This window comes from Agrococcus jenensis, assembly GCF_003752465.1.
GTDB classification, from domain to species: domain Bacteria; phylum Actinomycetota; class Actinomycetes; order Actinomycetales; family Microbacteriaceae; genus Agrococcus; species Agrococcus jenensis.
In genome coordinates this window covers 2,510,765-2,531,988 of the sequence record NZ_RKHJ01000001.1, presented here as the reverse complement: position 1 = coordinate 2,531,988, position 21,224 = coordinate 2,510,765, and the positions used below count along the sequence as shown (strand labels likewise).

Sequence of the window (21,224 nt, the reverse complement as noted above, 5' to 3'; positions counted from 1 at the left end):
CCGTGGCGAAGGCTCGCGCGCGGGGCGGCCGCGCCCTCATCTGGCTGGCGGTGCTGATCGCCGGCCTCATCGGCGTCAACCTCTCGGCCGTCCAGTGGGGTGACGGCGCCTGGACGCCGCAGCTCGCCCTCGACCTCGAGGGCGGCACGCAGATCGTGCTCGAGCCGCAGGTGGCCGAGGGCACCTCGGTCACCCAGGAGCAGCTCGACCAGGCGGTGGCGATCATCCGCCAGCGCGTCGACGCCTCCGGCGTCGCCGAGCCCCAGATCACCACGCAGGGCGGCCGCAACATCGTCGTCGCCCTCGCGGGCGAGCCCGACCAGGCGACCCTGCAGCGCATCCAGGCGAGCGCCAAGATGGAGTTCCGTCCGGTGCTGCAGTCGGCCCCCGCGAACGCGCCCGGCGCGACCCCGACGGCCGAGCCGTCGGAGGAGAGCGAGCCCGCCACGACGCCCGCGAACGCGTGGGACCAGGCGTGGATCACGCCCGCCCTGCAGTCGGAGTTCGACGCCTTCCAGTGCGCCGACGTCGACACGACGGTGCAGGCGCCCGGCGACCAGCCCTACATCACGTGCTCGACCGACGGCAGCGCGCGCTTCATCCTCGGGCCGGTCTCGGTCGAGGGCGCCGACATCGCCGACGCGCAGGTGAGCGCCGCGACGAACAGCCAGGGTCAGGCGACCGGCGGCTGGGGCGTCAACCTCGAGCTCGACGGCGAGGGTCCCGCCGCGTTCGAGGCCGTCACCCGCGCGATCACGCAGCTGCCCGAGCCGCAGAACCAGTTCGCGGTCGTGCTCGACTCGACCGTGCTCATGCCGATCACGTCGAACGCCGTCATCACCGACGGCAACGCGCAGATCACCGGCGGCTTCACGCAGGAGGGCGCGCAGAGCCTCGCCGACCAGCTGCGCTTCGGCGCGCTGCCCATCGGCTTCCAGGTGCAGTCGAACGAGACGATCTCGCCCACGCTCGGCGCGAGCCAGCTGCAGGCGGGCCTGCTCGCAGGCCTCATCGGCCTCATCCTCGTCGTGCTCTACTCGGTGCTGCAGTACCGCGCGCTCGGCCTCGTGGTAATCCTCTCGCTCGCCGTCGCCGGCGTGCTGACGTACCTCGTGGTGACGTTCCTGTCGAGCACCGAGGGCTACCGCCTGTCGCTCGCCGGCATCGCGGGCCTCGTGATCGCGATCGGCATCACGGCCGACTCGTTCATCGTCTACTTCGAGCGCATCCGTGACGAGCTGCGCGAGGGCAAGCACCTCTCGTCCGCGCTCGAGACGGGCTGGAAGCGCGCCTTCCGCACGATCCTCATCTCGGATGCGGTGAGCTTCCTCGCGGCCGTAATCCTCTACCTGCTGTCGGTCGGCAACGTGCGCGGCTTCGCCTTCACGCTCGGCATCACGACCTTCATCGACATCGTCGTGGTCGCGCTGTTCACCCACCCGCTGCTGCGCATGCTGTCGCGCACGTCGTTCTTCTCGTCGGGCCACCGCCTCAGCGGTCTCGACCCGAACGCGCTCGGCGCGGTCTACCGGGGTCGCGCGAAGTTCCGCGAGCCCGTCGCCGCCGGTCGTCCGGCGCGGTCGTCGAAGGAGGCGCAGAAGCGCCAGACCATCGCCGAGCGCAAGGCATCCGTCGGCGCAGGCGTGGGCGCGGGCACTGGCGCGAGCGTCGCTCCCCGCCCCGGCACCGGCAAGGAGAACTGATGGCATCGCTCACCACGATCGGCAACGAGCTCTACACCGGCGAGCGGTCGATCCCGGTCGTCGCGAAGCGCCGCCTGTGGCTCTCGATCGCGGCCGCCTTCCTGATCCTGCTCGCGCTCGGCACCGCGCTGCGCGGCGGCTTCGTCTTCGGCATCGAGTTCACCGGCGGCAGCGAGTTCCGCGTCACCGGGCTCACCCAGTCCAGCGTCGAGGGGGCCGCCGAGGCGGTCGAGTCGATCGTGCCCGACTCGGAGGCCCGCGTCGCGACGGTCGGCGCCGACGCCGTGCGCGTCCAGACCGACGTCGTCACCGAGCAGCAGGCGACCGACATCCGCGCCGCCCTCGCCGAGGCGTACGGCGTCGAGACGGGCGAGGTCGCGTTCTCGTTCGTCGGCCCGTCGTGGGGGCAGGACGTCACGCAGCAGGCGCTGCAGGCGCTCGTGACCTTCCTCGTGCTGGTCTCGATCGTGCTCGCCATCTACTTCCGCACGTGGAAGATGGCGGTCGCGGCACTCGCCTCGCTCGCCTTCGACCTGCTCGTGACCGCGGGCGTCTACGGCATCATCGGCTTCGAGGTCACGCCCGCGGCCGTGATCGGCTTCCTGACGATCCTCGGCTACTCGCTCTACGACACCGTCGTGGTGTTCGACAAGGTGCGCGAGAACACCGCGCCCGGCGTCAGCGGCGACCTGCTCGGCAACATCAACCTCGCCGTGAACCAGACGCTCGTGCGCTCGATCAACACGTCGATCGTCGCCACCCTGCCGATCGCGTCGATCCTCTTCATCGGCGCGCTGCTGCTCGGCGCCGGCACGCTCCGCGACATCTCGCTCGCGCTCTTCATCGGCACGATCGTCGGCACCTGGTCGTCGATCTTCGTCGCCGCGCCCGTGTACGCGTGGCTGCGCCAGGGCGACACCATCGCCCCGGAGGCCGTGAAGCCGCGGAGCGAGCGCGGGGCGGTCGTCTGATCGTGGCAGCGGTCTGACCGACCCGGCCCGACAGACGAGCAGCAGAGGAGGAGCGGCATGAGCGAGACCCAGCCATCCGGTGGCTTCCGCACGCTCCTGCCCTTCCTCTTCTCGCGCTCGCACCGCGCCGGCGCGGTCGACGAGCTCATCCGCACGGTCAAGTCGCAGCATCCGAAGGCCGACACCGGGCTGATCCAGCGCGCGTACATCGTCGCCGAGGAGGCCCACAAGGGCCAGTACCGCAAGTCGGGCGAGCCCTACATCACCCACCCGGTCGCGGTCGCGCAGATCCTCGCCGACCTCGGCATCGGCGCGATCACCGTCGCGGCGGCGCTGCTGCACGACACCGTCGAGGACACCACCTACACGCTCGAGCAGTGCCGGGCCGACTTCGGCGACGAGATCGCGATGCTCGTCGACGGCGTCACGAAGCTCGACAAGCTGAAGTACGGCCAGAGCGCGCAGGCGGAGACGGTGCGCAAGATGGTGGTCGCGATGTCGCAGGACATCCGCGTGCTCGTCATCAAGCTCGCCGACCGGCTGCACAACGCGCGCACCTGGGGCTTCGTCTCGGATGAGTCCGCGCAGCGCAAGGCGCGCGAGACGATCGAGATCTACGCCCCGCTCGCGCACCGGCTCGGCATCCAGACCATCAAGGTCGAGCTCGAGGACCTCTCGTTCGCGGTGCTGCAGCCGAAGGTCTACCTCGAGATCAAGAACCTCGTCGAGGCGCGTGCGCCCGAGCGTGAGCGCTACCTCGACGACGTCGTGGCCGGCCTCACGGAGGACATGAAGGCCGCGAAGATCCGCGGCCGCATCGCCGGCCGGCCGAAGCAGTACTACTCCATCTACAACAAGATGCAGCTGCGCGGCCACGACTTCGCCGACATCTACGACCTCGTCGGCGTGCGCGTGATCGTGCCGAGCGTCCGCGACTGCTACGCGGTGCTCGGCGCGATCCACGCGCGCTGGCAGCCGATGCCCGGTCGCCTCAAGGACTACATCGCGACCCCGAAGTTCAACCTCTACCAGTCGCTGCACACGACGGTGATCGGCCCGCGCGGCCACCACGTCGAGATCCAGATCCGCACCGAGGAGATGCACCGCCGCGCCGAGTACGGCGTCGCGGCGCACTGGAAGTACAAGCAGGGCGGCGGCGCGATGTCGTCGACCGACATGGCGTGGCTCGCGCACATCAACGACTGGCAGGAGGAGACGACCGACCCGGGCGAGTTCCTCGACTCCCTGCGCTTCGAGATCGGCGCGAAGGAGCTCTACGTCTTCACGCCCAAGGGCAAGGTCATCGGCCTGCCCGCCGGCGCGACGCCCGTCGACTTCGCCTACGCGGTGCACACCGAGGTCGGGCACCGCACGATGGGCGCGAAGGTCAACGGCCGGCTCGTGCCGCTCGACACGAGGCTCACCACCGGTGACATCGTCGAGGTGCTGACGTCGAAGAACCCGGATGCCGGGCCGAGCCAGGACTGGCAGGGCTTCGTCACGTCGCCCCGCGCGCGCAGCAAGATCCGTCAGTGGTTCCAGCGTGAGCGCCGCGACGAGGCGGTCGAGGTCGGCAAGGAGGCGATCGCCAAGGCGATGCGCCGGCACGACCTGCCGCTGCAGAAGCTCATGGGGCGGGACGCGTTCGCGCAGGTCGCCGCGCAGCTGAAGTACGACGACGTCACCGGCCTGTACGCGGCGGTGGGCGAGGGCCACGTCTCCACCCAGTCGGTGCTCGAGAAGGTCGTCGCCGCGATCCGCGCCGACGAGGGCGGGGCCGACGACGAGCCGCAGGCCGCGCTGCCGACCCGCACGGCGACGCGCGTGTCGACGAGCTCGTCGGGCGTGCTCGTGCGCGGTGCCGACGACATCCTGGTCAAGCTCTCGAAGTGCTGCACGCCCGTGCCCGGCGACGAGATCGTCGGCTTCGTCACGCGCGGCCAGGGCGTGAGCGTGCACCAGCGCTCGTGCCCGAACGTGCAGGGGCTCCTCGCCGAGCCCGAGCGCATGATCGAGGTCGAGTGGGCGCCGACGTCGAAGGGCCTCTTCCTCGTCAACATCCAGGTGGAGGCGCTCGACCGCTCCGGCCTCCTGAGCGACATCACGCGCGTGCTCACCGAGCACCACGTGAACATCCTCTCGGCGAGCGTGCACACCGGCACCGACCGGCTCGCGCTCAGCCGCTTCGCCTTCGAGATGGGCGACGTGACGCACCTCGACCACGTGCTGAACGCGGTCCGCCGCATCGACGGCGTCTACGACGTCTACCGGATCACGACCGGCTGACCTCCCACGACGAAGGGGACCCGCGCGATGCGCGGGCCCCCTTCGTCGATCGGCTCGGTCAGCCTGCGGCTGCCACGACCTCGAGCCAGGAGCGCTTCGTCGCGAGCTCGGCCTCGAGCTCGGCGCGCTGCTTCGGGTCCGTCGCCGCGGCGATCTCGCCCTCGAGCTTCTCGATGGCGTCCTCCAGCTGGCCGGCGAGCCCCTCGGAGCGCGCCTTGCGCTCGGGGTTCGACGACTTCCAGTGCTGCTCGTCGAGCTCGCGCACGTGCGTCTCGATGGCGCGCATGCGGTCCTCGACCTCGCGCAGCGCCTCGCGCGGCACGCGGCCGAGCTCGTCCCAGCGGCGCTGGATCGGCAGCAGCGCCTCGCGGGCGGCGGCGCGGTCCTTGAGCTGCAGGATCGGAGCCGCCTCCTCGAGGAGCGCGCGCTTCGCCTCCAGGTTGGCGGTGTACTCCTCGTTCTCGACCGTCGACTGCTCGGCCTTGGCCGCGAAGAGGACGTCCCCGGCCTCCTTGAACTGCGCCCAGAGCGCGTCGTCGATCTTGCGGCCGGCGCGGCCGGCGCCCTTCCACTCGTCGAGCAGCGACCGGTAGGCGGGGATGCCGTCGACGCCCTTGGGCGCGAGCGCCTGCGCACGCTCGACGAGCGCCTGCTTGCGCGCGCGGACGTCCTTGTGCGAGGCGTCCAGGTCGGCGAAGAAGCGGCGGCGGGCGCCCTCGAGCGTCGCGCGGGCGTCGCGGAAGCGCTTCCAGAGCGCATCCGCCTGACCCTTCGAGAGGCGGGGGCCGTCCTTCTGCAGGCGCTGCCACTCGGCGAAGAGCTCGTCGACGCGCTGCATCGTCTGCTTCCACTGCACGTTCTCGAGGTCGGTCGAGGCGAGCTGCTCGATCGACTCGACGACGCGCGTGCGCTCGGCGATCGCCGCGTCGACCTCGGCGCGGCTCGCGGCCTGCTGCTTGGCCTCGAGCTGCCCGAGCTCGCCGCGCAGCGCGTCGAGGCGGGTGAGCAGCGACGGGACGTCGCCGACGGCGTTCGCCTCCTGCACGGTGGCGTGGAGGTGGGAGGCGGCCTTCGCGACGTCGCGGGCGCTGGCGCCGCCGCGGATGCGCTGCTCGAGCAGGCGCACCTGGCCCTCGAGGTCGGCGAACTTGCGCTCGAAGTAGGCGAGCGCCTCCGTGGCCTCGACGTCGGGGAACTGGCCGACCACGCGCCAGCGCTCGCCCTCCTTGACGGCGACCGTGCCGGTCGCATCGACTCGCCCGAGGCCGCGCTCGATGACGGCCTCGCCCATCTCGGGCTCGGGGGCGGGTGCCGGCTCGGCCTCCGGGGCTGCCTGCTCCGAGGTCGCCTCGCCGGGCTGCTCGGCGGCCTGCTCGGCCGGCTGCTCGGCGGGCTCGACCGGCGCCTCGTCGGCTGCGAGCTCTGCGACGGCCTGCTCGGCGGGGATGCCGGTGGCGGCGTCGGCGGCGGCGGTCAGCTCGGCTGCGAAGAGCTCGGCGTCATCGGCGGGGACGTCGTCCTCGGCCAGGAGGGCGGCGGCGTCCGGGGCCGAGGGACCCTCCTCGGCGGGAGCCTCCTCGGCGGGAGCCTCCTCGGCGGGGGCCTCGGGCGCAGCGTCGGCGCTGGCCTCGGCGACCTCGGATGCGCTGGCATCCTCGATCGGGGCGTCCTGCACGGACTCCTCCGAGTTCTCGGAGTCGGTGGGCTGGATGGGCTCGGGCATGGAGGAGTCTCTCGTACGAGGGAACGGGCAGGGAGAGCCTAGCGCGGCGGAGCCAGCGCCGGACCCGCTACTGCAGGACGAAGTCGTCGATCGCGACGGGCTCCGCGGGCGGTCCGTCGGTGACGCCGCCCTCGGTGCCGAGCGAGATCACGTCGGCCGTCAGCTGGTCGAGACCGGAGGTCACGCGGCCGATCACGCTGTAGCCGCCGGCGGTGTCGGAGGGGATGGTGGTGTCGCCGTAGACGATGAAGAACTGGTGGCCGTTCGACTCGGCGTTGTTGCCCTGGCGCGCCATCGCGATGGTGCCCTCGGTGTAGACGTCGTCCTCCGGCGCGTTCTCGATCGGGCCGTACATGTAGGAGGGGTCGCCGCCGCCCTCGCCGTCTGTCGAGCCGCACTGCAGCACGCTGAAGCCCTCGCTCGTCGTGAGCCGATGGCACGTCTTGCCGTCGTAGTAGTCGCCCTGCGTGTCGGCGAGCACCGCGGAGACGGCCTGCGGCGCGGCCGCGCCGTCGAGCTCGACGCCGAGCTCGATGCCGTTGATCGTCAGCGCACCCGTCCAGGTACGGCCCTCGGCGAGCGAGGGGTCGGGCACGGTCGACTCGGCGGCCGTCGTCTCGGTGGGCGAGGGCGGTGCGGTCGCCGCGGGGTCGGTCGGCGGCTGCAGGGTCGAGAGCAGTGCCGTGCCGCCCGCGAGGACGACGAGCGCGACCGCGCCACCGATGATGGAGTCGCGGCGCTGGCGGCGCTGCCGGCGCTGGTGCACCGTCTGCCGTGCGCGATAGTCGCGCACGCGGCGCTCCTGCTCCTGCTTCGTGACCACGGATTCTCCTCGCATGTCCGCCGCGCGCTGCGTGCCACATCCGGGCTGTCGCGCGACCGCCGTTCAGGCTACCTGCTCCTCGCCATCGCGCCGTGCCGGTGCCGGTCAGGCCGCGGTCCAGCTCGCCGCGAGCGCGAAGCTCCCGACCGCGAACGCCGCCGTCACGAGCGTCACCCATGTGGAGGCGCCCAGGCGCCGATCCTCCATCCAGCGATGGACGGCCATCAGCAGCGCTCCCAGCGCGAACAGGCTCCAGCCTGCCCCCATCACGGCCGCCGCCCACGGATCGCGAGCCAGCATGCGCACGACCCCCAGCGCGAGCCACGGGCCGATCGCGCCCAGGGCGACCAGCACCGCAGTGACCGCGACGAGCGCCTCCTCGCGCCGAGCGGCGCGCGAGGCGGGGCTGTGCTTCCCATCCGCGGCGGCCGTGCGGCGGCGCGCCTCCGCTCGCTCGCCGTGCTGCCCGCGCAGCTCGAGCACCGCCGGGAGATCGGCCGGCTCCGGTGCCCCTGCCGCGAGCGACAGGAACGCCCGCGGCTCGTGGTACCAGATGAGGGCGCGCGCCAGGCGGTCCCGCTCGAACGCGGAGGTCCACCCGTCGATCACGACGCCCCAACGCCCTGCCTGGTCCGGCGCCCCGAGGTCGCGGTAGAGCTCGGCGAGCGCACGGCGGGCCGCGTACGGCGGCTGCTCCCCGGTCGCGAGGGGCTTGAGCAGGTCGATGGCGGCCCTCGTGCGGCCGTACGCGGCGTGCGCGCGTGCCCGTGCGATGGCGTCCATCCCGCCAGTGTCCCGGAGCCCCGTGCCCTGGGCAACGCGAGCGGGGGTCGGCGTGCCGGGGCCCGTGGGCGGCCCCGCCTAGCATGGAGGCATGGCCAGGGGGACGACAGCGCCGCTCGCGGTGCGCATGCGCCCCACGAGCCTCGACGAGGTCGTCGGGCAGCGGCACCTGCTCGGCCCTGGCTCGCCGCTGCGCCGCCTGGCCGGATCGAGCGCCGCCGCGAGCGGCCAGAGCGTCATCCTGTGGGGGCCGCCCGGCACCGGCAAGACCACGCTCGCCCAGTCGATCGCGCACTCGTCCGACCGCCGCTTCGTCGAGCTGAGCGCCGTGACCGCCGGCGTCAAGGACGTGCGCCAGGTGATGGAGGAGTCGCTCGCCGAGCGCGACCTGTTCGCGCGCTCGACCGTGCTGTTCCTCGACGAGATCCACCGCTTCACGAAGGCGCAGCAGGACGCGCTGCTGCCGGGCGTCGAGCAGGGGTGGGTCACGCTCATCGCCGCGACGACCGAGAACCCGTCGTTCAGCGTCGTGAGCCCGCTGCTGTCGCGTTCGCTGCTGCTCACCCTCGAACCCCTCGGCGACGACGACATCGCCGAGCTCATCGCGCGCGCGATCGCCGACCCGCGCGGCTTCGACGGGCGCGTCGAGCTCGACGACGACGCCAGGGCCCAGCTCGTCCGCCTCTCCTCCGGCGACGCGCGACGCGCGCTCACCGCGCTGGAGGCGGCCGGCGAGCACGCGCTCGAGGCGGCGGGCGATGCAGACGGGCCCGCCCTCATCACGGCGGATGCGGTGGCGAGCGCGGTCGATCGCGCGCTGCTGCGCTACGACCGGCAGGGCGACGAGCACTACGACGTCATCTCGGCGTTCATCAAGTCGGTGCGGGGCTCCGACCCCGACGCCGCGCTCCACTACCTCGCGCGCATGATCGAGGCGGGGGAGGACCCGCGCTTCATCGCCCGCCGCATCATCGTGCTCGCGAGCGAGGACATCGGCATGGCCGACCCCCAGGGGCTCGTCATCGCCACAGCCGCGGCGACCGCGGTGCAGATGATCGGCATGCCGGAGGGACGCATCCCGCTCGCCGAGGCCGTCGTCTACCTCGCGACGGCACCGAAGTCGAACCGCTCCTACCTCGGCATCGACCGGGCGATCGCCGATGTGCGTGGCGGCGACTTCGGGCGCGTGCCCAACCACCTGCGCGACGCGCACTACGCCGGCGCCAAGCGGCTCGGCCACGGCAAGGGCTACCGCTATGCCCACGACGCGCTGCACGGCGTCGCCACCCAGCAGCACCTGCCCGACCCGCTCATCGGGCGCCGCTACTACGAGCCGAGCCAGCACGGGTTCGAGCGCGACATCGCGGCGCGGCTCGAACGCATCCGCCGGATCCTGGCAGGCGACGCCTGATCTGGTAGCCTGGTCGCTGGTCCACCGGCCGGCATCGCCGCGCCACCCGGGCCCGCCCCCCTCCTTAGGTCCCGGCACTGTGCCGGGACAGCCGCTCGCGCGGCAGCGACTCAGCGAAGGAAGTCATGTCCACGAAGTCCCGTACCCGTTCGAAGACGCGCCTCTCGCGCGCCCTCGGCATCGCCCTCACCCCGAAGGCGGCGCGCTACCTCGAGAAGCGCCCCTACGGCCCCGGCCAGCACGGCCGCACCAAGCGCAAGGCAGACAGCGACTACGCCGTCCGCCTCCGCGAGAAGCAGCGCCTGCGCGCCCAGTACGGCATCCGCGAGGCGCAGCTGCGCACGACGTTCAACGAGGCGCGCCGCCAGTCCGGCCTGACGGGTGAGAACCTCGTCGAGCTGCTCGAGATGCGCCTCGACGCGCTCGTGCTCCGCTCGGGCTTCGCCCGCACGATGTCGCAGGCCCGCCAGATGGTCGTGCACCGCCACATCATGGTCGACGGCCAGCGCGTCGACCGCCCCTCCTTCCGCGTCAAGGAGGGCCAGACGATCCACGTCCACGAGCGCTCGTCCGGCATGGAGCCCTTCCAGGTCGCGGCCGCCGGCGGTCACGCCGGTGTGCTCCCGCCCGTCCCGCCGTACCTCGACGTGCAGCTCGACCGCCTGCAGGCGCGCCTCGTGCGCCGCCCGAAGCGCGCAGAGGTGCCCGTCGTCGCCGAGGTCCAGCTCGTCGTCGAGTACTACGCCGCGCGCTGATCCCAGCGTCGCACGAGAGGGGTCGCCGGAAGGCGACCCCTCTCGTCGTTAGACTGTCGAAGCCCCGGAGCCGACCGGTCCGGGGGAGAGCGTGACACGAGGAGACCCCGCTGTGAAGAAGCTCCTGTTCCTGGCCATCGGCGTCGTCATCGGCGTCTTCGCCGCCCGCCGCATCGAGGAGACCGAGAAGGGCAAGGCGCTGCTCGACAACGTCGACGCCCGCAGCCGCGAGTTCACCGACGCGGTCAAGGACGGCTACCAGGCTCGCGACCGCGAGCTGCGAGGCGAGTGACGAGACCCGTCCCGAGCCCGGGCGCGACGCGCCCGGGCTCGTCATGCCGCCACCCGGCACGCCCCCATCCGTTCCGCCCCCATCCGTCAGGCCCACAGCGGGCTGGAGAGACCTGACCCCCATGCAGACCGCAGACATCCACAGCCGCTTCCTGAGCTACTTCGAGCGCCGCGACCACCAGATCGTGCCCTCGGCATCGCTCGTGAGCGACGACCCGGCGATCATGTTCACGATCGCCGGCATGGTGCCGTTCATCCCGTACCTCTCGGGCCGGGTGCCCGCGCCGTGGCCGCGCGCCGCGGACGTGCAGAAGTGCATCCGCACGAACGACATCGAGGAGGTCGGCCGCACGCCGCGCCACGGCACGTTCTTCCAGATGGCGGGCAACTGGTCGTTCGGCGACTACTTCAAGCGCGAGGCGATCGGCTACGCGTGGGAGCTGCTCACCGGCTCCGAGGCCGACGGCCACTTCGGCTTCGACCCGCAGCGGCTCTGGGTCACCGTCTTCACGACCGATGACGAGGCGGAGCGCCTCTGGCTCGAGACGACCGACATCTCGGCCTCGCGCATCCAGCGCCTCGGCCTCGAGGACAACTACTGGATGACCGGCCAGCCCGGCCCCGCCGGCCCCGACTCCGAGATCTTCTACGACCTCGGCCCCGAGTACGGCCCCGAGGGCGGTCCCGCGACCGGCAGCGACCGCTACGTCGAGATCTGGAACCTCGTCTTCATGCAGGACGAGATCGCCGACGTGCGCTCGAAGACCGAGTTCACGATCGTGCGCGAGCTGCCGAGCAAGAACATCGACACCGGCATGGGGCTCGAGCGCATCGCCTTCCTCAAGCAGGGCGTGCAGAACATGTACGAGATCGACCAGGTGCGCCCCGTGCTCGACCTCGCGAGCGAGCTCTCGGGCCGCCGCTACGGCGCCGTCCACGAGGACGACGTGCGCATGCGCGTCATCGCCGACCACATCCGCTCATCGCTCATGCTCATGGGCGACGGCGTCACGCCCGGCAACGACGGCCGCGGGTACATCCTGCGCCGGCTCATGCGCCGCTCGATCCGCTCGATGCGGCTGCTCGGCGTGCAGGACGCGACGTTCCCGACGCTGTTCCGCGCGAGCCGCGACGCCATGGTCGCCGCCTACCCGGACCTCGAGCAGTCGTACCCGCGCATCGAGCGGATGGCCGTCGCCGAGGAGGAGACGTTCCGCTCGACCCTCGAGTCCGGCTCGACCGTGCTCGACGTCGCGATCGCCGACGTGCGCAAGGACGCCGGCAACGTCGTGCCCGGCAGGACCGCGTTCCTGCTGCACGACACCTACGGCTTCCCCATCGACCTGACGATGGAGATCGCCGAGGAGGCCGGCCTGCAGGTCGACCGCCCGACGTTCGAGACGCTCATGAGCGAGCAGCGCACGCGGGCGAAGGCCGACGCGAAGTCGCGCCGCCGCCAGCTCGCCGACCTCTCCGTCTACGCCGACCTGCGCGCGAAGGGCGAGACCGCGTTCCTCGGCTACGACGAGCTCGAGGCCGACGGCGAGGTGATCGGCATCATCGTCGACGGCGCGCAGGTGCAGACCGCGGGCGTGGGTCACGAGGCGGAGGTCGTGCTGACCGCCACCTCGCTCTACGCCGAGTCGGGTGGCCAGGACAGCGACCAGGGCCGCCTCGTCGGCCCCGGCTTCGAGGCCGACGTGCTCGACGTGCAGCGCCCGATCTCAGGGCTCGTCAGCCACACCGTGCGCGTCACCTCCGGCGAGATCGCCGTCGGCGACCTCGCGCACGCGGTCGTCGACCCGCTCTACCGCCGCTCTGCGAACCAGGCCCACTCGGCGACGCACGTCGTGCACGCGGCGCTGCGCCAGCTGCTCGGCCCGGATGCGCACCAGTCCGGCTCGTACAACAAGGCCGGCTACATGCGGCTCGACTTCTCCTGGTCCAGCGCGCTCTCGAGCGACATGCGCCAGGAGCTCGAGGGCATCGCGAACACCGCGATCCGCGACGACCTGCCGGTCGAGACGCGCGTGATGCCGATCGACGAGGCACGCGCGCTCGGCGCGATGGCGCTGTTCGGCGAGAAGTACGGCGACCGGGTGCGCATGGTCGACATCGGCGGCCCTTGGTCGCGCGAGCTGTGCGGCGGCACGCACGTGGCCGCGTCGAGCCAGATCGGGCTCATCTCGATCACGAGCGAGTCGAGCGTCGGCTCGACCAACCGCCGCGTCGAGGCCGCGGTCGGTCCGGACGCGTTCCGGCAGCTCGTCGCCGAGCGCTCGCTCGTGAGCGAGCTCACGTCGATGCTGAAGACGCCCAAGGAGCAGCTGCCCGGCCGCATCCAGGAGCTCGTCGCCTCGCTCAGGACGGCCGAGAAGCGGATCGCGGAGTTCCAGTCGCAGCAGCTCGCCGGCCGCGTGCAGCCGATCGCCGACGCGGCAGAGCGGGTCGGGGCGGTGCGGTTCGCCGCGGTCGACCTCGGCGCGGTCGGGTCGGCCGACGACCTGCGGTCGCTCGCCGCGCAGGTGCGCGAGCGCCTCGGCAGCGAGGCCGCGGTCGTCGCGATCGGCGGCTCGGTCGACGGCAAGCCGGCGATCGTCGTGGCCACGAACCAGGCCGCGCGCGACGGCGGCGTCGTCGCGGGCCCGCTCGCCAAGGCTGCGGCCGGCGCGCTCGGCGGCGGTGGCGGCGGCAAGCCCGACATGGCGCAGGGCGGCGGCCAGGACGCGAGCGCGATGCCCGCGGCCATCGCCGCCGTGCGAGCAGGGCTCGACCGCTGAGCGGCACCGGGATGCGTCGCGGCGTGCGGATCGGCGTCGACGTCGGGCGCGCCCGCGTCGGCGTCGCGCGCTGCGACCGCGACGGCCTGCTCGCGACCCCGGTCGAGACGATCCAGCGCGCGTCCACCGACGTCGTCGCACGCCTGCGCGAGATCGCCGAGGAGCTCGAGGCGATCGAGGCGGTCGTGGGGCTGCCGATCTCGCTCTCGGGCGGCGACACGCCGAGCACGCAGGACGCGCGCGACGTGGCCGCGCTGCTCGCCGCCGCGCTGCCCGTGCGGCTCGTCGACGAGCGGCTCTCGACCGTGACGGCCTCGGCCGGCATGCGGGCGGCCGGCAGGTCGAGCCGGCAGCAGCGCTCGAGCATCGACCAGGCGGCCGCGGTCGTCATCCTGCAGCACGCGCTCGACAGCGAGCGCACCGCCGGGCGAGCGCCCGGCGAGCTGCTGCCCAGCCGCGACGATGCGCAGGGCTTCGACGACCGCGGCGAGGCCGCGACCCGGGAGGACTGAGATGGCTGGACGTCGCGCGCGAGAGCGCAAGCAGCGGGTCCGCAGGCGGCTGATCGGCGGCATCATCGCGCTCGTCGTGCTCGTCGGCCTCGGCATCGCCGCGGCGTGGGGCATCCCGCGCATCGCCGACCGCTTCAGCGGCCCCGAGGACTACCCCGGCCCCGGCACCGGCGAGGTCGTCGTGCAGGTCCAGTCGGGCGACAACGGCTACGACGTCGCCGCGACGCTGCTGGAGCAGGACGTCATCGCGAGCGCCGAGGCGTTCACCGACATCCTGGTCGCCGACTCGTCGATCCAGCTGCAGCCGGGCGCGTACCGGCTCATGCAGCAGATGTCGGCGCAGGGCGCGGTCGACGCGCTGATCGACCCCGCGAACAAGGTGGAGCTGCGCGTCACGGTGCCCGAGGGCTACACGCTGCCGCAGGTCTACGAGCGGCTCGAGCGCGACATCGGCATCCCGCAGGCCGACTTCCTGCAGGCGGCCGGCGACCTCACGCAGTTCGCCCTGCCCGAGAACGCCATCTCGCTCGAGGGCTGGCTGTTCCCCGCGACCTACACGTTCGACGAGGGCGTCACCGCGGTCGACGTGCTCACGACGATGGTCGAGCGGCAGCGGGAGGCGCTCGAGTCCGCGGGCGTCGCGGAGGCCGACCAGGAGCGCGTGCTCATCATGGCGTCGCTCGTGCAGCGCGAGGCGCGGCTGCCGGACGACTTCGGCCGGGTCGCGCGGGTGTTTCAGAACCGCCTCGACGTGAACATGCCGCTGCAGTCCGACGCGACCGTCGCGTACGGCACCGGCAACCTCCACGTCGTCACGACGACGGCCGAGGAGCGCGCGGACGCGAGCAACCCGTACAACACGTACGCGAACCCGGGCCTTCCGGTCGGGCCGATCGGCGCGCCCGGCGACGCGGCCATCCAGGCGGCGCTCGCCCCGACCGAGGGCGCGTGGCTCTACTTCGTGACCGTGAACCCCGAGACCGGTGAGACCGTCTTCTCGGAGACGCTCGCCGAGCACGAGGTCGGCGTCGCGCAGTTCCAGCAGTTCCTGCGCGACAACCCGGGCTGGGGCGGCTGACGTGACGGCGGCCGGTGGGCGCCGGCTCGCCGTCGTCGGCTGGCCGGTCGAGCACTCGCTGTCGCCCGCGCTGCACGGCGCCGTCGCCCGCGAGCTCGGCCTCGACTGGGACTACGGCCGCAGCGCGGTCGAGCCCGGCGCGCTGCCGGCCTTCGTCGGCGCGCTCGGTCCCGAGTGGCTCGGGCTGTCGGTGACAGCGCCGCACAAGGACGCCGCCGCCGACCTCGCGGACGAGCTCGATCCGCTCGCCCGCGCGACCGGCACGGTCAACACGCTGCTGCTCGGTGCGCCGACCTCCGGCCGGCGCGCGCTGCGGGGCTGGAGCACCGACGTCGGCGGCATCGTGCGGGCGTTCGCGGATGCCGGCCTCGATCGGGCGCGCGCCGCCGCGATCGTGGGCGCGGGTGCCACGGCCCAGACCGCGCTCGTCGCGCTCGCCTCGATGGGCGTCGAGCGCGTCACCGTCGCGCTCCGCACCCCGGCGAAGGCGCAGCGGCTCCGCGAGCTCTCGGCGTCGCTCGGAGTCGCGCTCGAGGTGCAGGCGCTCGAGGCGCCCCTGCCCGTCGTCGACGCCGCGGTCTCGACGCTGCCGGCCGCCGCCGCCGCCGTGCCGACCTTCGCCGCGCCCCCGACGCGCCTGCTCGACGCCGACTACGCGCGACCCGACGGCTCGCGGTACCTCGCGTCGCTGCCGCGCCGGCACGTGATCGACGGGCGCGAGATGCTGCTCGGCCAGGCGGTGCTCCAGGCGCGGATCTTCACGCAGGGCGACGTCGACGCGCCGCTGCCCGACGAGCCGCGCGTGGTCGCGGCCATGCGCCGGGCGCTCGGTGCGAGCGCGTCCGGTCCTGGGGCATCCGGGACTCTGGAAGAATCATGAGCATGCTGCGCTGGCTCACCGCCGGGGAATCCCACGGCCCCGAACTGCTCGCCCTCCTCGAGGGGCTGCCCGCGGGCGTGCCCATCACCGCGGAGCAGATCCAGGCAGACCTGCAGCGCCGCAAGCTCGGCGCCGGTCGCGGCGCCCGGATGAAGTTCGAGCAGGACGCGCTGTCGATCTCCGGCGGCGTTCGCCACGGCAGCACCCAGGGCGGCCCGATCGCCCTCCGCATCGGCAACACCGAGTGGCCGAAGTGGACCGAGGTCATGGGCGCCGCGCCGCTCGAGGAGGAGCTCACCGGCGCCCGCGCCGCGAAGCTCACCCGCCCGCGTCCCGGCCACGCCGACCTCGTCGGCATGCAGAAGCACGGCTTCGACGAGGCGCGCCCGGTGCTCGAGCGCGCGAGCGCCCGCGAGACCGCGGCCCGCGTCGCGCTCGGTGCCGTCGCCCGCGCCTTCCTCGGCGAGCTGGGCGTGCGGCTCGTGAGCCACACGCTCTCGATCGGGCCGGTGCGCGTGCCCGACGGCGCAGCGCTGCCCGCGCCCGACGACGTCGACCTGCTCGACGCCGACGAGCTGCGCTGCTTCGACGCCGCGACGAGCGCCGCGATGCTCGCGGAGGTCGAGGATGCGCGCCGCGCCGGCGACACGCTCGGCGGCATCGTCGAGGTGCTCGCGTACGGCCTGCCGCCGGGGCTCGGCTCCTACGTGCACTGGGACCGCAGGCTCGACGGCCGGCTCGCCCAGGCGCTCATGAGCATCCAGGCCATCAAGGGCGTCGAGGTCGGCGACGGCTTCGAGACCACCCGACGGCGGGGGAGCGTCGCGCACGACGAGCTCATCGTCGGCGAGGGCGGCGTGCACCGCGAGACCGGCAGGGCGGGCGGCATCGAGGGCGGCATGACCACCGGCGACCCGCTCCGCGTGCGCGCCGGCATGAAGCCGATCGCGACGGTGCCGCGCGCGCTGCGCACCGTCGACGTGTCGACCGGCGAGGCCGCCCAGGCGCACCACCAGCGCAGCGACGTGTGCGCCGTGCCCGCTGCCGGCGTCGTCGCCGAGGCGATGGTCGCGCTCGTGCTCGCCGACGCGATGGTCGAGAAGTTCGGCGGCGACTCGGTCGCCGAGACGCGCAGGAACCTCGACGCCTACCTCGCCGCGATCCCCGAGCAGCTGCGCACCACCTCGTGACCGCCGACCGGTCGGGCGAGGCCGGCGCCGGTCCGCGCCCGGGCGACGAGGCGGGCACCGTGCCGCCGATCGCGCTCATCGGGCCGATGGCGGCGGGCAAGTCGTCGCTCGGCCGCAAGCTCGCCGCCCGCTTGGGTCGCACCTTCGCCGACACCGACCGGCTGGTCGTGCTCGAGCACGGGCCGATCCCCGAGCTGTTCGCCAAGCACGGCGAGCCCGCCTTCCGGCGCTGGGAGGCGGATGCCGTGCGGCGCGCGCTCGTGCCCGGTGCGGTCGTCGCGCTGGGCGGCGGCGCCGTGCTCGACGAGCACACTCGCGCGCTGCTCGCGCACGCGACGGTCGTCCTCGTCACCGTCGACGAGCAGACCGCCGAGCGGCGCATCAGCGGCGGCGGCCGGCCGCTCGTCGCCGACGGCATCGCGTCGTGGCGGCGCATCGCGGCAGAGCGGGACCCGATCTACCGCGAGCTCGCGGACACCGTCGTCGACTCGTCGAGGACGCCGATGGCCCAGCTGGTCGACCGGCTCGAGGCCTGGCTCGCGGAGCGCGGGCTGTGACACTCCAGAGGGGGAGCGCATGACCACCATCCGCGTCGAGACCGAGGCGCCCTACGACGTCCACGTCGGCAGGGGCATCCTGGTCGACCGCATCCGCGAGTCGCTCGGCGACGCGACGCGGCTGCTCGTCGTGCACCAGCCGGCGATGAGCCGCATCGCGGAGCACCTCAAGGCGGAGCTCGACGTCGAGGTGCTGCTCGCGGAGGTGCCCGACGCGGAGGCGGCGAAGCGCATCGAGGTCGCGCAGTTCCTCTGGCAGATCATGGGGCAGGCGGAGTTCACCCGCACCGACGCGGTCGTCGGGCTCGGCGGCGGCGCGGTCACCGACCTCGCGGGCTTCGTCGCCGCGACGTGGCTGCGAGGCGTGCGCGTGATCCAGGCGCCGACCAGCGTGCTCGGCATCGTCGACGCCGCCGTCGGGGGCAAGACCGGCATCAACACCGAGCAGGGCAAGAACCTCGTCGGGGCGTTCCACCACCCGACGACGGTCGTCGCCGACCTGGAGCTCGTCGACTCGCTGCCGCGCAACGAGCTGCTGACGGGCTTCGCAGAGGTCGTGAAGGCCGGTTTCATCGCCGATCCGCGGATCCTCGAGCTGCTCGAGGGCTCGCTCGATGCGACGACCGACCCGTCGACGCCGGAGTTCCAGGAGGCGATCGCCCGCGCGATCGAGGTCAAGGCGCGCGTGGTGGCGAACGACTTCCGCGAGCACGGCGAGCGCGAGTTCCTCAACTACGGGCACACGCTCGGCCACGCCATCGAGCACACGGAGCGCTACCGCTGGCGGCACGGCGCGGCCGTCGCGATCGGCATGGTCTTCGCGGCCGAGCTCTCGCGGCTGGCGGGGCGCCTGCCGGAGTCGGTCGTCGACCGGCACCGAGCGGTGCTCGAGTCGCTCGAGCTGCCGACGACCTACCCGGTCGGCCGGTGGCAGACGGTGCTCGGCACGATGCGCAAGGACAAGAAGACGCGCGGCTCGATGCTGCGCTTCGTCGTGCTCGACGACGTCGCGCGGCCCCGCATCCTCGAGGGCCCGGACGACAGCCTGCTGTTCATGGCGTACCAGTCGCTCGCCGACTGACCCCAGCGCCGACCGCCGCCATCCCCGCACGCAGCGGCCATCGCCGCACGCGGAGTGGTCACTCCCGCGCGTGAGTGGTCGCTCTCGCGCGTGAGTGGTCACTCCAGCGCGTGAGTGGTCTCTCCAGCGCGTGAGCGGTCACTCCAGCGCTTGAGTGGTCAGGGACACGCGTGAACGGTCACTTCCGCGCGTACAAGTTCCTTCGCGTCTGGATGCCCGCTGCCCCGCGAGGTCGCTTCCCAGTGCACGGCCGAGCGCGCATCCCGACTGACCACTCAGCGGCGGGTGTGACCACTCAGCGGCGGGTGTGACCAGTCAGGGGCAGACGTGACCACTCGGGGGCGGGAGTGACCACTCGGGGGTGGGAGTGACCACTCGGGGGTGGGAGTGACCGCTCAGCGGGCGGCGCGGGGGCCGGCGCTGCGACGGGAGGGCTGGCGGCGCGGCCGCGCGCGGTGCAGACTCCCAGCCATGGCACATGGCGACATCACCCATCTCGAGATCCCGGTCACCGACATGGCGCAGGCGACGCGCTTCTACGGCGCCGTGTTCGGCTGGCAGATCACCGAGTCCGAGGGCTATGAGGGCTACCCGATGTGGCAGGCGCCCAACGGCGTCTCCGGCGGCGCGCTCACGGCACGCGAGGACGGCTTCACGCAGCCGCGCTCGGTGATCGAGGTCGACTCGATCGACGAGGCCCTCGCGAAGGTCGAGGAGCTCGGCGGCACCGTCACGCTCCCGAAGGGAGAGATCTCGCCGACGAGCTGGTGGGCGGTGTTCACCGACCCGGACGGCAACAGCATCGGCCTCTTTGAGGGCGAGATGTAGCGAGCCGCGCGGCGCCGTGCGCCGGCGACCATGCGGCAGGATGGCGGCATGCGCATCCTCGTCCTCAACGGACCCAACCTCGGCCGCCTCGGCACGCGCGAGCCCGACGTGTACGGCACCGCGACGCTCGCCGACATCGCGCCGCTCGTCGCGTCCGCCGGCACCGCGGACGCGCCGATCGAGGCCGACGTGCGGCAGACGGATGACGAGGCGGAGCTGGTCGGCTGGATCCACGAGGCCGTCGACGCCCGCACGCCGGTGATCCTCAACCCCGCGGCCTTCACGCACTACTCCTACGCGCTGCGGGACGCGTGCGCGCAGCTGCAGGGCGTGGCGCCGCTCGTCGAGGTGCACATCTCGAACCCGCACGCGCGGGAGGCGTTCCGGCACACGTCCGTCGTGTCCGCCGTCGCGACCGGCGTCATCGCCGGGTTCGGGCTCGACGGCTACCGCCTGGCCGCGTCGGCGATCATCGCCCGGTAGGATCATCTGTCGGCCCGATGAGGGCCGCGACGATCACGGAACGGAACACGCATGGCAACGACCAACGACATCAAGAACGGCGCGGTGCTCAACCTCGACGGCCAGCTCTGGAGCGTCGTCGAGTTCCAGCACGTCAAGCCCGGCAAGGGCGGCGCCTTCGTGCGCACGAAGCTCCGCAACGCGCGCAGCCAGAAGCTCGTCGACAAGACCTTCAACGCCGGCACGAAGGTGGAGTTCGCCACCGTCGACCGCCGCGACTACCAGTTCCTGTACAACGACGGCACCGACTTCGTGTTCATGGACAACGACACGTACGAGCAGCTGCCCGTCCCGGCCGACATCGTCGGCGACGGCGCGAAGTACCTGCTCGAGAACGGCACCGCGACCATCTCGATGCACGAGGGCGAGGCGCTGCAGGTCGAGCTGCCCGCATCCGTCGTGCTCGAGATCACCTACACCGAGCCCGGCCTGCAGGGCGACCGCTCGAGCGCCGGCACGAAGGCCGCCACGGTCGAGACCGGCGCCGAGATCCAGGTGCCGCTGTTCGTCGAGCAGGGCACGCGGGTCAAGGTCGACACGCGCGACGGCAGCTACCTCGGCCGCATCAGCTGACGTGGGCGAGGAGACCTACCCCGCCCGGCGGAAGGCGCGCAAGCACGCCGTCGAGGTGCTCTACTCGGCGCAGGCGCGGGACGAGGCGCCCGAGACGGTGCTCCGCGACACCGCCGACCGGCTCGGCTGGGCGACCCACGGATGGTTCCCCTTCGCCCGCGAGATCGTCGCGGGCGTGTCGGACGAGCTCGAGGGCGTCGACGAGCTGATCGCCTCGTCGAGCGCGAACTGGCCGATCGACCGCATGCCGCGCACGGACCTCGCGATCCTGCGCGTCGGCGTCTGGGAGCTCGAGCACGAGACCGCCCCGGCGAGCGTCGTGATCTCGGAGGCCGTGCACATCGCCAACGAGCTCTCGACCGAGCGCTCCGGCGCCTTCATCAACGGCGTGCTCGGCAAGATCGCAGCCGCGCGCACGTAGCGCTGCCGTCGCCCGGGGCGGACGCCGCTCCGGGCGGCTCTGGCGCGGCGCGCGTC

Annotated in this window: 20 protein-coding genes; 17 read left to right on the top strand and 3 right to left on the bottom strand. The window is 72.8% G+C overall.

Annotation, left to right across the window (positions count from 1 at the left end; translation table 11 throughout):
- Positions 1–2: 2 nt before the first annotated feature.
- The 3 genes from secD to EDD26_RS12425 are packed head-to-tail and all read left to right on the top strand — an operon-like array spanning position 3 to position 4,960.
- Entirely contained in the window at positions 3–1,703 is a 1,701-nt protein-coding gene (secD, locus tag EDD26_RS12435) for a protein translocase subunit SecD (protein WP_123697998.1), read from the top strand.
- Positions 1,703–2,674, top strand: a complete 972-nt coding sequence (gene secF, locus EDD26_RS12430; RefSeq protein WP_123697997.1) for a protein translocase subunit SecF — start codon at positions 1,703–1,705, stop codon at positions 2,672–2,674. Before secD ends, secF begins: the two co-directional genes overlap by 1 nt.
- Before the next feature lie 57 nt (positions 2,675–2,731).
- Positions 2,732–4,960 (top strand): RelA/SpoT family protein, encoded by a 2,229-nt coding sequence (locus EDD26_RS12425; protein WP_123697996.1) that lies wholly within the window; start codon positions 2,732–2,734, stop codon positions 4,958–4,960.
- Positions 4,961–5,018: 58 nt separating this feature from the next.
- On the opposite strand, the gene EDD26_RS12420 is transcribed toward EDD26_RS12425, so the two are convergent.
- The 3 genes from EDD26_RS12420 to EDD26_RS14870 form a co-directional block, all read right to left on the bottom strand.
- Entirely contained in the window at positions 5,019–6,683 is a 1,665-nt protein-coding gene (locus tag EDD26_RS12420; protein WP_245989900.1) for a DUF349 domain-containing protein, read from the bottom strand.
- 67 nt (positions 6,684–6,750) lie between these two features.
- Positions 6,751–7,506: a peptidylprolyl isomerase gene (locus tag EDD26_RS12415; protein WP_245989899.1), complete on the bottom strand. Its 756-nt coding sequence runs from the start codon at positions 7,504–7,506 to the stop codon at positions 6,751–6,753.
- A gap of 105 nt (positions 7,507–7,611) precedes the next feature.
- A complete protein-coding gene (locus EDD26_RS14870) occupies positions 7,612–8,289 on the bottom strand; it encodes a DUF6584 family protein (RefSeq protein WP_211333864.1) in 678 nt (225 codons plus the stop codon).
- 91 nt (positions 8,290–8,380) lie between these two features.
- On the opposite strand from EDD26_RS14870, the gene EDD26_RS12405 reads away from it, so the two are divergent.
- From EDD26_RS12405 to nusB, 14 genes are all read left to right on the top strand, one after another.
- Positions 8,381–9,700, top strand: a complete 1,320-nt coding sequence (locus EDD26_RS12405) for a replication-associated recombination protein A (protein WP_123697994.1) — start codon at positions 8,381–8,383, stop codon at positions 9,698–9,700.
- A gap of 125 nt (positions 9,701–9,825) precedes the next feature.
- Entirely contained in the window at positions 9,826–10,455 is a 630-nt protein-coding gene (rpsD, locus tag EDD26_RS12400) for a 30S ribosomal protein S4 (RefSeq protein WP_123697993.1), read from the top strand.
- 112 nt (positions 10,456–10,567) lie between these two features.
- Complete coding sequence (locus tag EDD26_RS12395) at positions 10,568–10,747, top strand: hypothetical protein (protein ID WP_123697992.1); 180 nt, start codon at positions 10,568–10,570, stop codon at positions 10,745–10,747.
- A 121-nt stretch (positions 10,748–10,868) separates the two neighbouring features.
- Positions 10,869–13,526, top strand: coding sequence for an alanine--tRNA ligase (gene alaS, locus EDD26_RS12390; protein ID WP_123697991.1), 2,658 nt, complete (start codon positions 10,869–10,871; stop codon positions 13,524–13,526).
- Positions 13,527–13,537: 11 nt separating this feature from the next.
- Complete coding sequence (gene ruvX, locus EDD26_RS12385) at positions 13,538–14,038, top strand: Holliday junction resolvase RuvX (protein ID WP_123697990.1); 501 nt, start codon at positions 13,538–13,540, stop codon at positions 14,036–14,038.
- 1 nt (position 14,039) lies between these two features.
- On the top strand, positions 14,040–15,116 hold the full coding sequence (mltG, locus tag EDD26_RS12380) for an endolytic transglycosylase MltG (RefSeq protein ID WP_170165635.1): 1,077 nt from the start codon (positions 14,040–14,042) through the stop codon (positions 15,114–15,116).
- Between the two features lies 1 nt (position 15,117).
- The gene (locus EDD26_RS12375) at positions 15,118–15,996 is read left to right on the top strand and encodes a shikimate dehydrogenase (RefSeq protein ID WP_170165634.1); all 879 of its coding nucleotides are present in this window, start codon (positions 15,118–15,120) and stop codon (positions 15,994–15,996) included.
- 2 nt (positions 15,997–15,998) lie between these two features.
- On the top strand, positions 15,999–17,186 hold the full coding sequence (gene aroC / locus EDD26_RS12370; RefSeq protein ID WP_123697987.1) for a chorismate synthase: 1,188 nt from the start codon (positions 15,999–16,001) through the stop codon (positions 17,184–17,186).
- Positions 17,183–17,743, top strand: a complete 561-nt coding sequence (locus tag EDD26_RS12365) for a shikimate kinase (protein WP_245989898.1) — start codon at positions 17,183–17,185, stop codon at positions 17,741–17,743. Before aroC ends, EDD26_RS12365 begins: the two co-directional genes overlap by 4 nt.
- Before the next feature lie 19 nt (positions 17,744–17,762).
- Positions 17,763–18,824 carry a 3-dehydroquinate synthase gene (gene aroB, locus EDD26_RS12360; RefSeq protein ID WP_123697986.1) on the top strand — a complete coding sequence of 354 codons (1,062 nt, stop codon included), beginning with the start codon at positions 17,763–17,765 and terminating at the stop codon, positions 18,822–18,824.
- A gap of 471 nt (positions 18,825–19,295) precedes the next feature.
- A complete protein-coding gene (locus EDD26_RS12355) occupies positions 19,296–19,652 on the top strand; it encodes a VOC family protein (protein ID WP_123697985.1) in 357 nt (118 codons plus the stop codon).
- 48 nt (positions 19,653–19,700) lie between these two features.
- Positions 19,701–20,135 carry a type II 3-dehydroquinate dehydratase gene (gene aroQ / locus EDD26_RS12350; RefSeq protein ID WP_123697984.1) on the top strand — a complete coding sequence of 145 codons (435 nt, stop codon included), beginning with the start codon at positions 19,701–19,703 and terminating at the stop codon, positions 20,133–20,135.
- Between the two features lie 51 nt (positions 20,136–20,186).
- Positions 20,187–20,747, top strand: a complete 561-nt coding sequence (gene efp / locus EDD26_RS12345) for an elongation factor P (protein WP_123697983.1) — start codon at positions 20,187–20,189, stop codon at positions 20,745–20,747.
- A gap of 1 nt (position 20,748) precedes the next feature.
- Positions 20,749–21,168: a transcription antitermination factor NusB gene (gene nusB / locus EDD26_RS12340; RefSeq protein ID WP_123697982.1), complete on the top strand. Its 420-nt coding sequence runs from the start codon at positions 20,749–20,751 to the stop codon at positions 21,166–21,168.
- Positions 21,169–21,224: the final 56 nt, after the last annotated feature.

Bases quoted from the DNA above. Each gene is read 5' to 3' on its own strand.
- efp (WP_123697983.1), top strand. From the start codon at position 20,187: ATGGCAACGACCAACGACATCAAGAACGGCGCGGTGCTCAACCTCGAC.
- aroC (WP_123697987.1), top strand. From the start codon at position 15,999: ATGCTGCGCTGGCTCACCGCCGGGGAATCCCACGGCCCCGAACTGCTC.
- EDD26_RS12420 (WP_245989900.1), bottom strand. From the start codon at position 6,683: ATGCCCGAGCCCATCCAGCCCACCGACTCCGAGAACTCGGAGGAGTCC.
- EDD26_RS12405 (WP_123697994.1), top strand. From the start codon at position 8,381: ATGGCCAGGGGGACGACAGCGCCGCTCGCGGTGCGCATGCGCCCCACG.
- alaS (WP_123697991.1), top strand. From the start codon at position 10,869: ATGCAGACCGCAGACATCCACAGCCGCTTCCTGAGCTACTTCGAGCGC.
- ruvX (WP_123697990.1), top strand. From the start codon at position 13,538: ATGCGTCGCGGCGTGCGGATCGGCGTCGACGTCGGGCGCGCCCGCGTC.
- EDD26_RS12355 (WP_123697985.1), top strand. From the start codon at position 19,296: ATGGCACATGGCGACATCACCCATCTCGAGATCCCGGTCACCGACATG.
- secF (WP_123697997.1), top strand. From the start codon at position 1,703: ATGGCATCGCTCACCACGATCGGCAACGAGCTCTACACCGGCGAGCGG.
- aroQ (WP_123697984.1), top strand. From the start codon at position 19,701: ATGCGCATCCTCGTCCTCAACGGACCCAACCTCGGCCGCCTCGGCACG.
- aroB (WP_123697986.1), top strand. From the start codon at position 17,763: ATGACCACCATCCGCGTCGAGACCGAGGCGCCCTACGACGTCCACGTC.
- EDD26_RS12425 (WP_123697996.1), top strand. From the start codon at position 2,732: ATGAGCGAGACCCAGCCATCCGGTGGCTTCCGCACGCTCCTGCCCTTC.
- mltG (WP_170165635.1), top strand. From the start codon at position 14,040: ATGGCTGGACGTCGCGCGCGAGAGCGCAAGCAGCGGGTCCGCAGGCGG.
- rpsD (WP_123697993.1), top strand. From the start codon at position 9,826: ATGTCCACGAAGTCCCGTACCCGTTCGAAGACGCGCCTCTCGCGCGCC.
- EDD26_RS14870 (WP_211333864.1), bottom strand. From the start codon at position 8,289: ATGGACGCCATCGCACGGGCACGCGCGCACGCCGCGTACGGCCGCACG.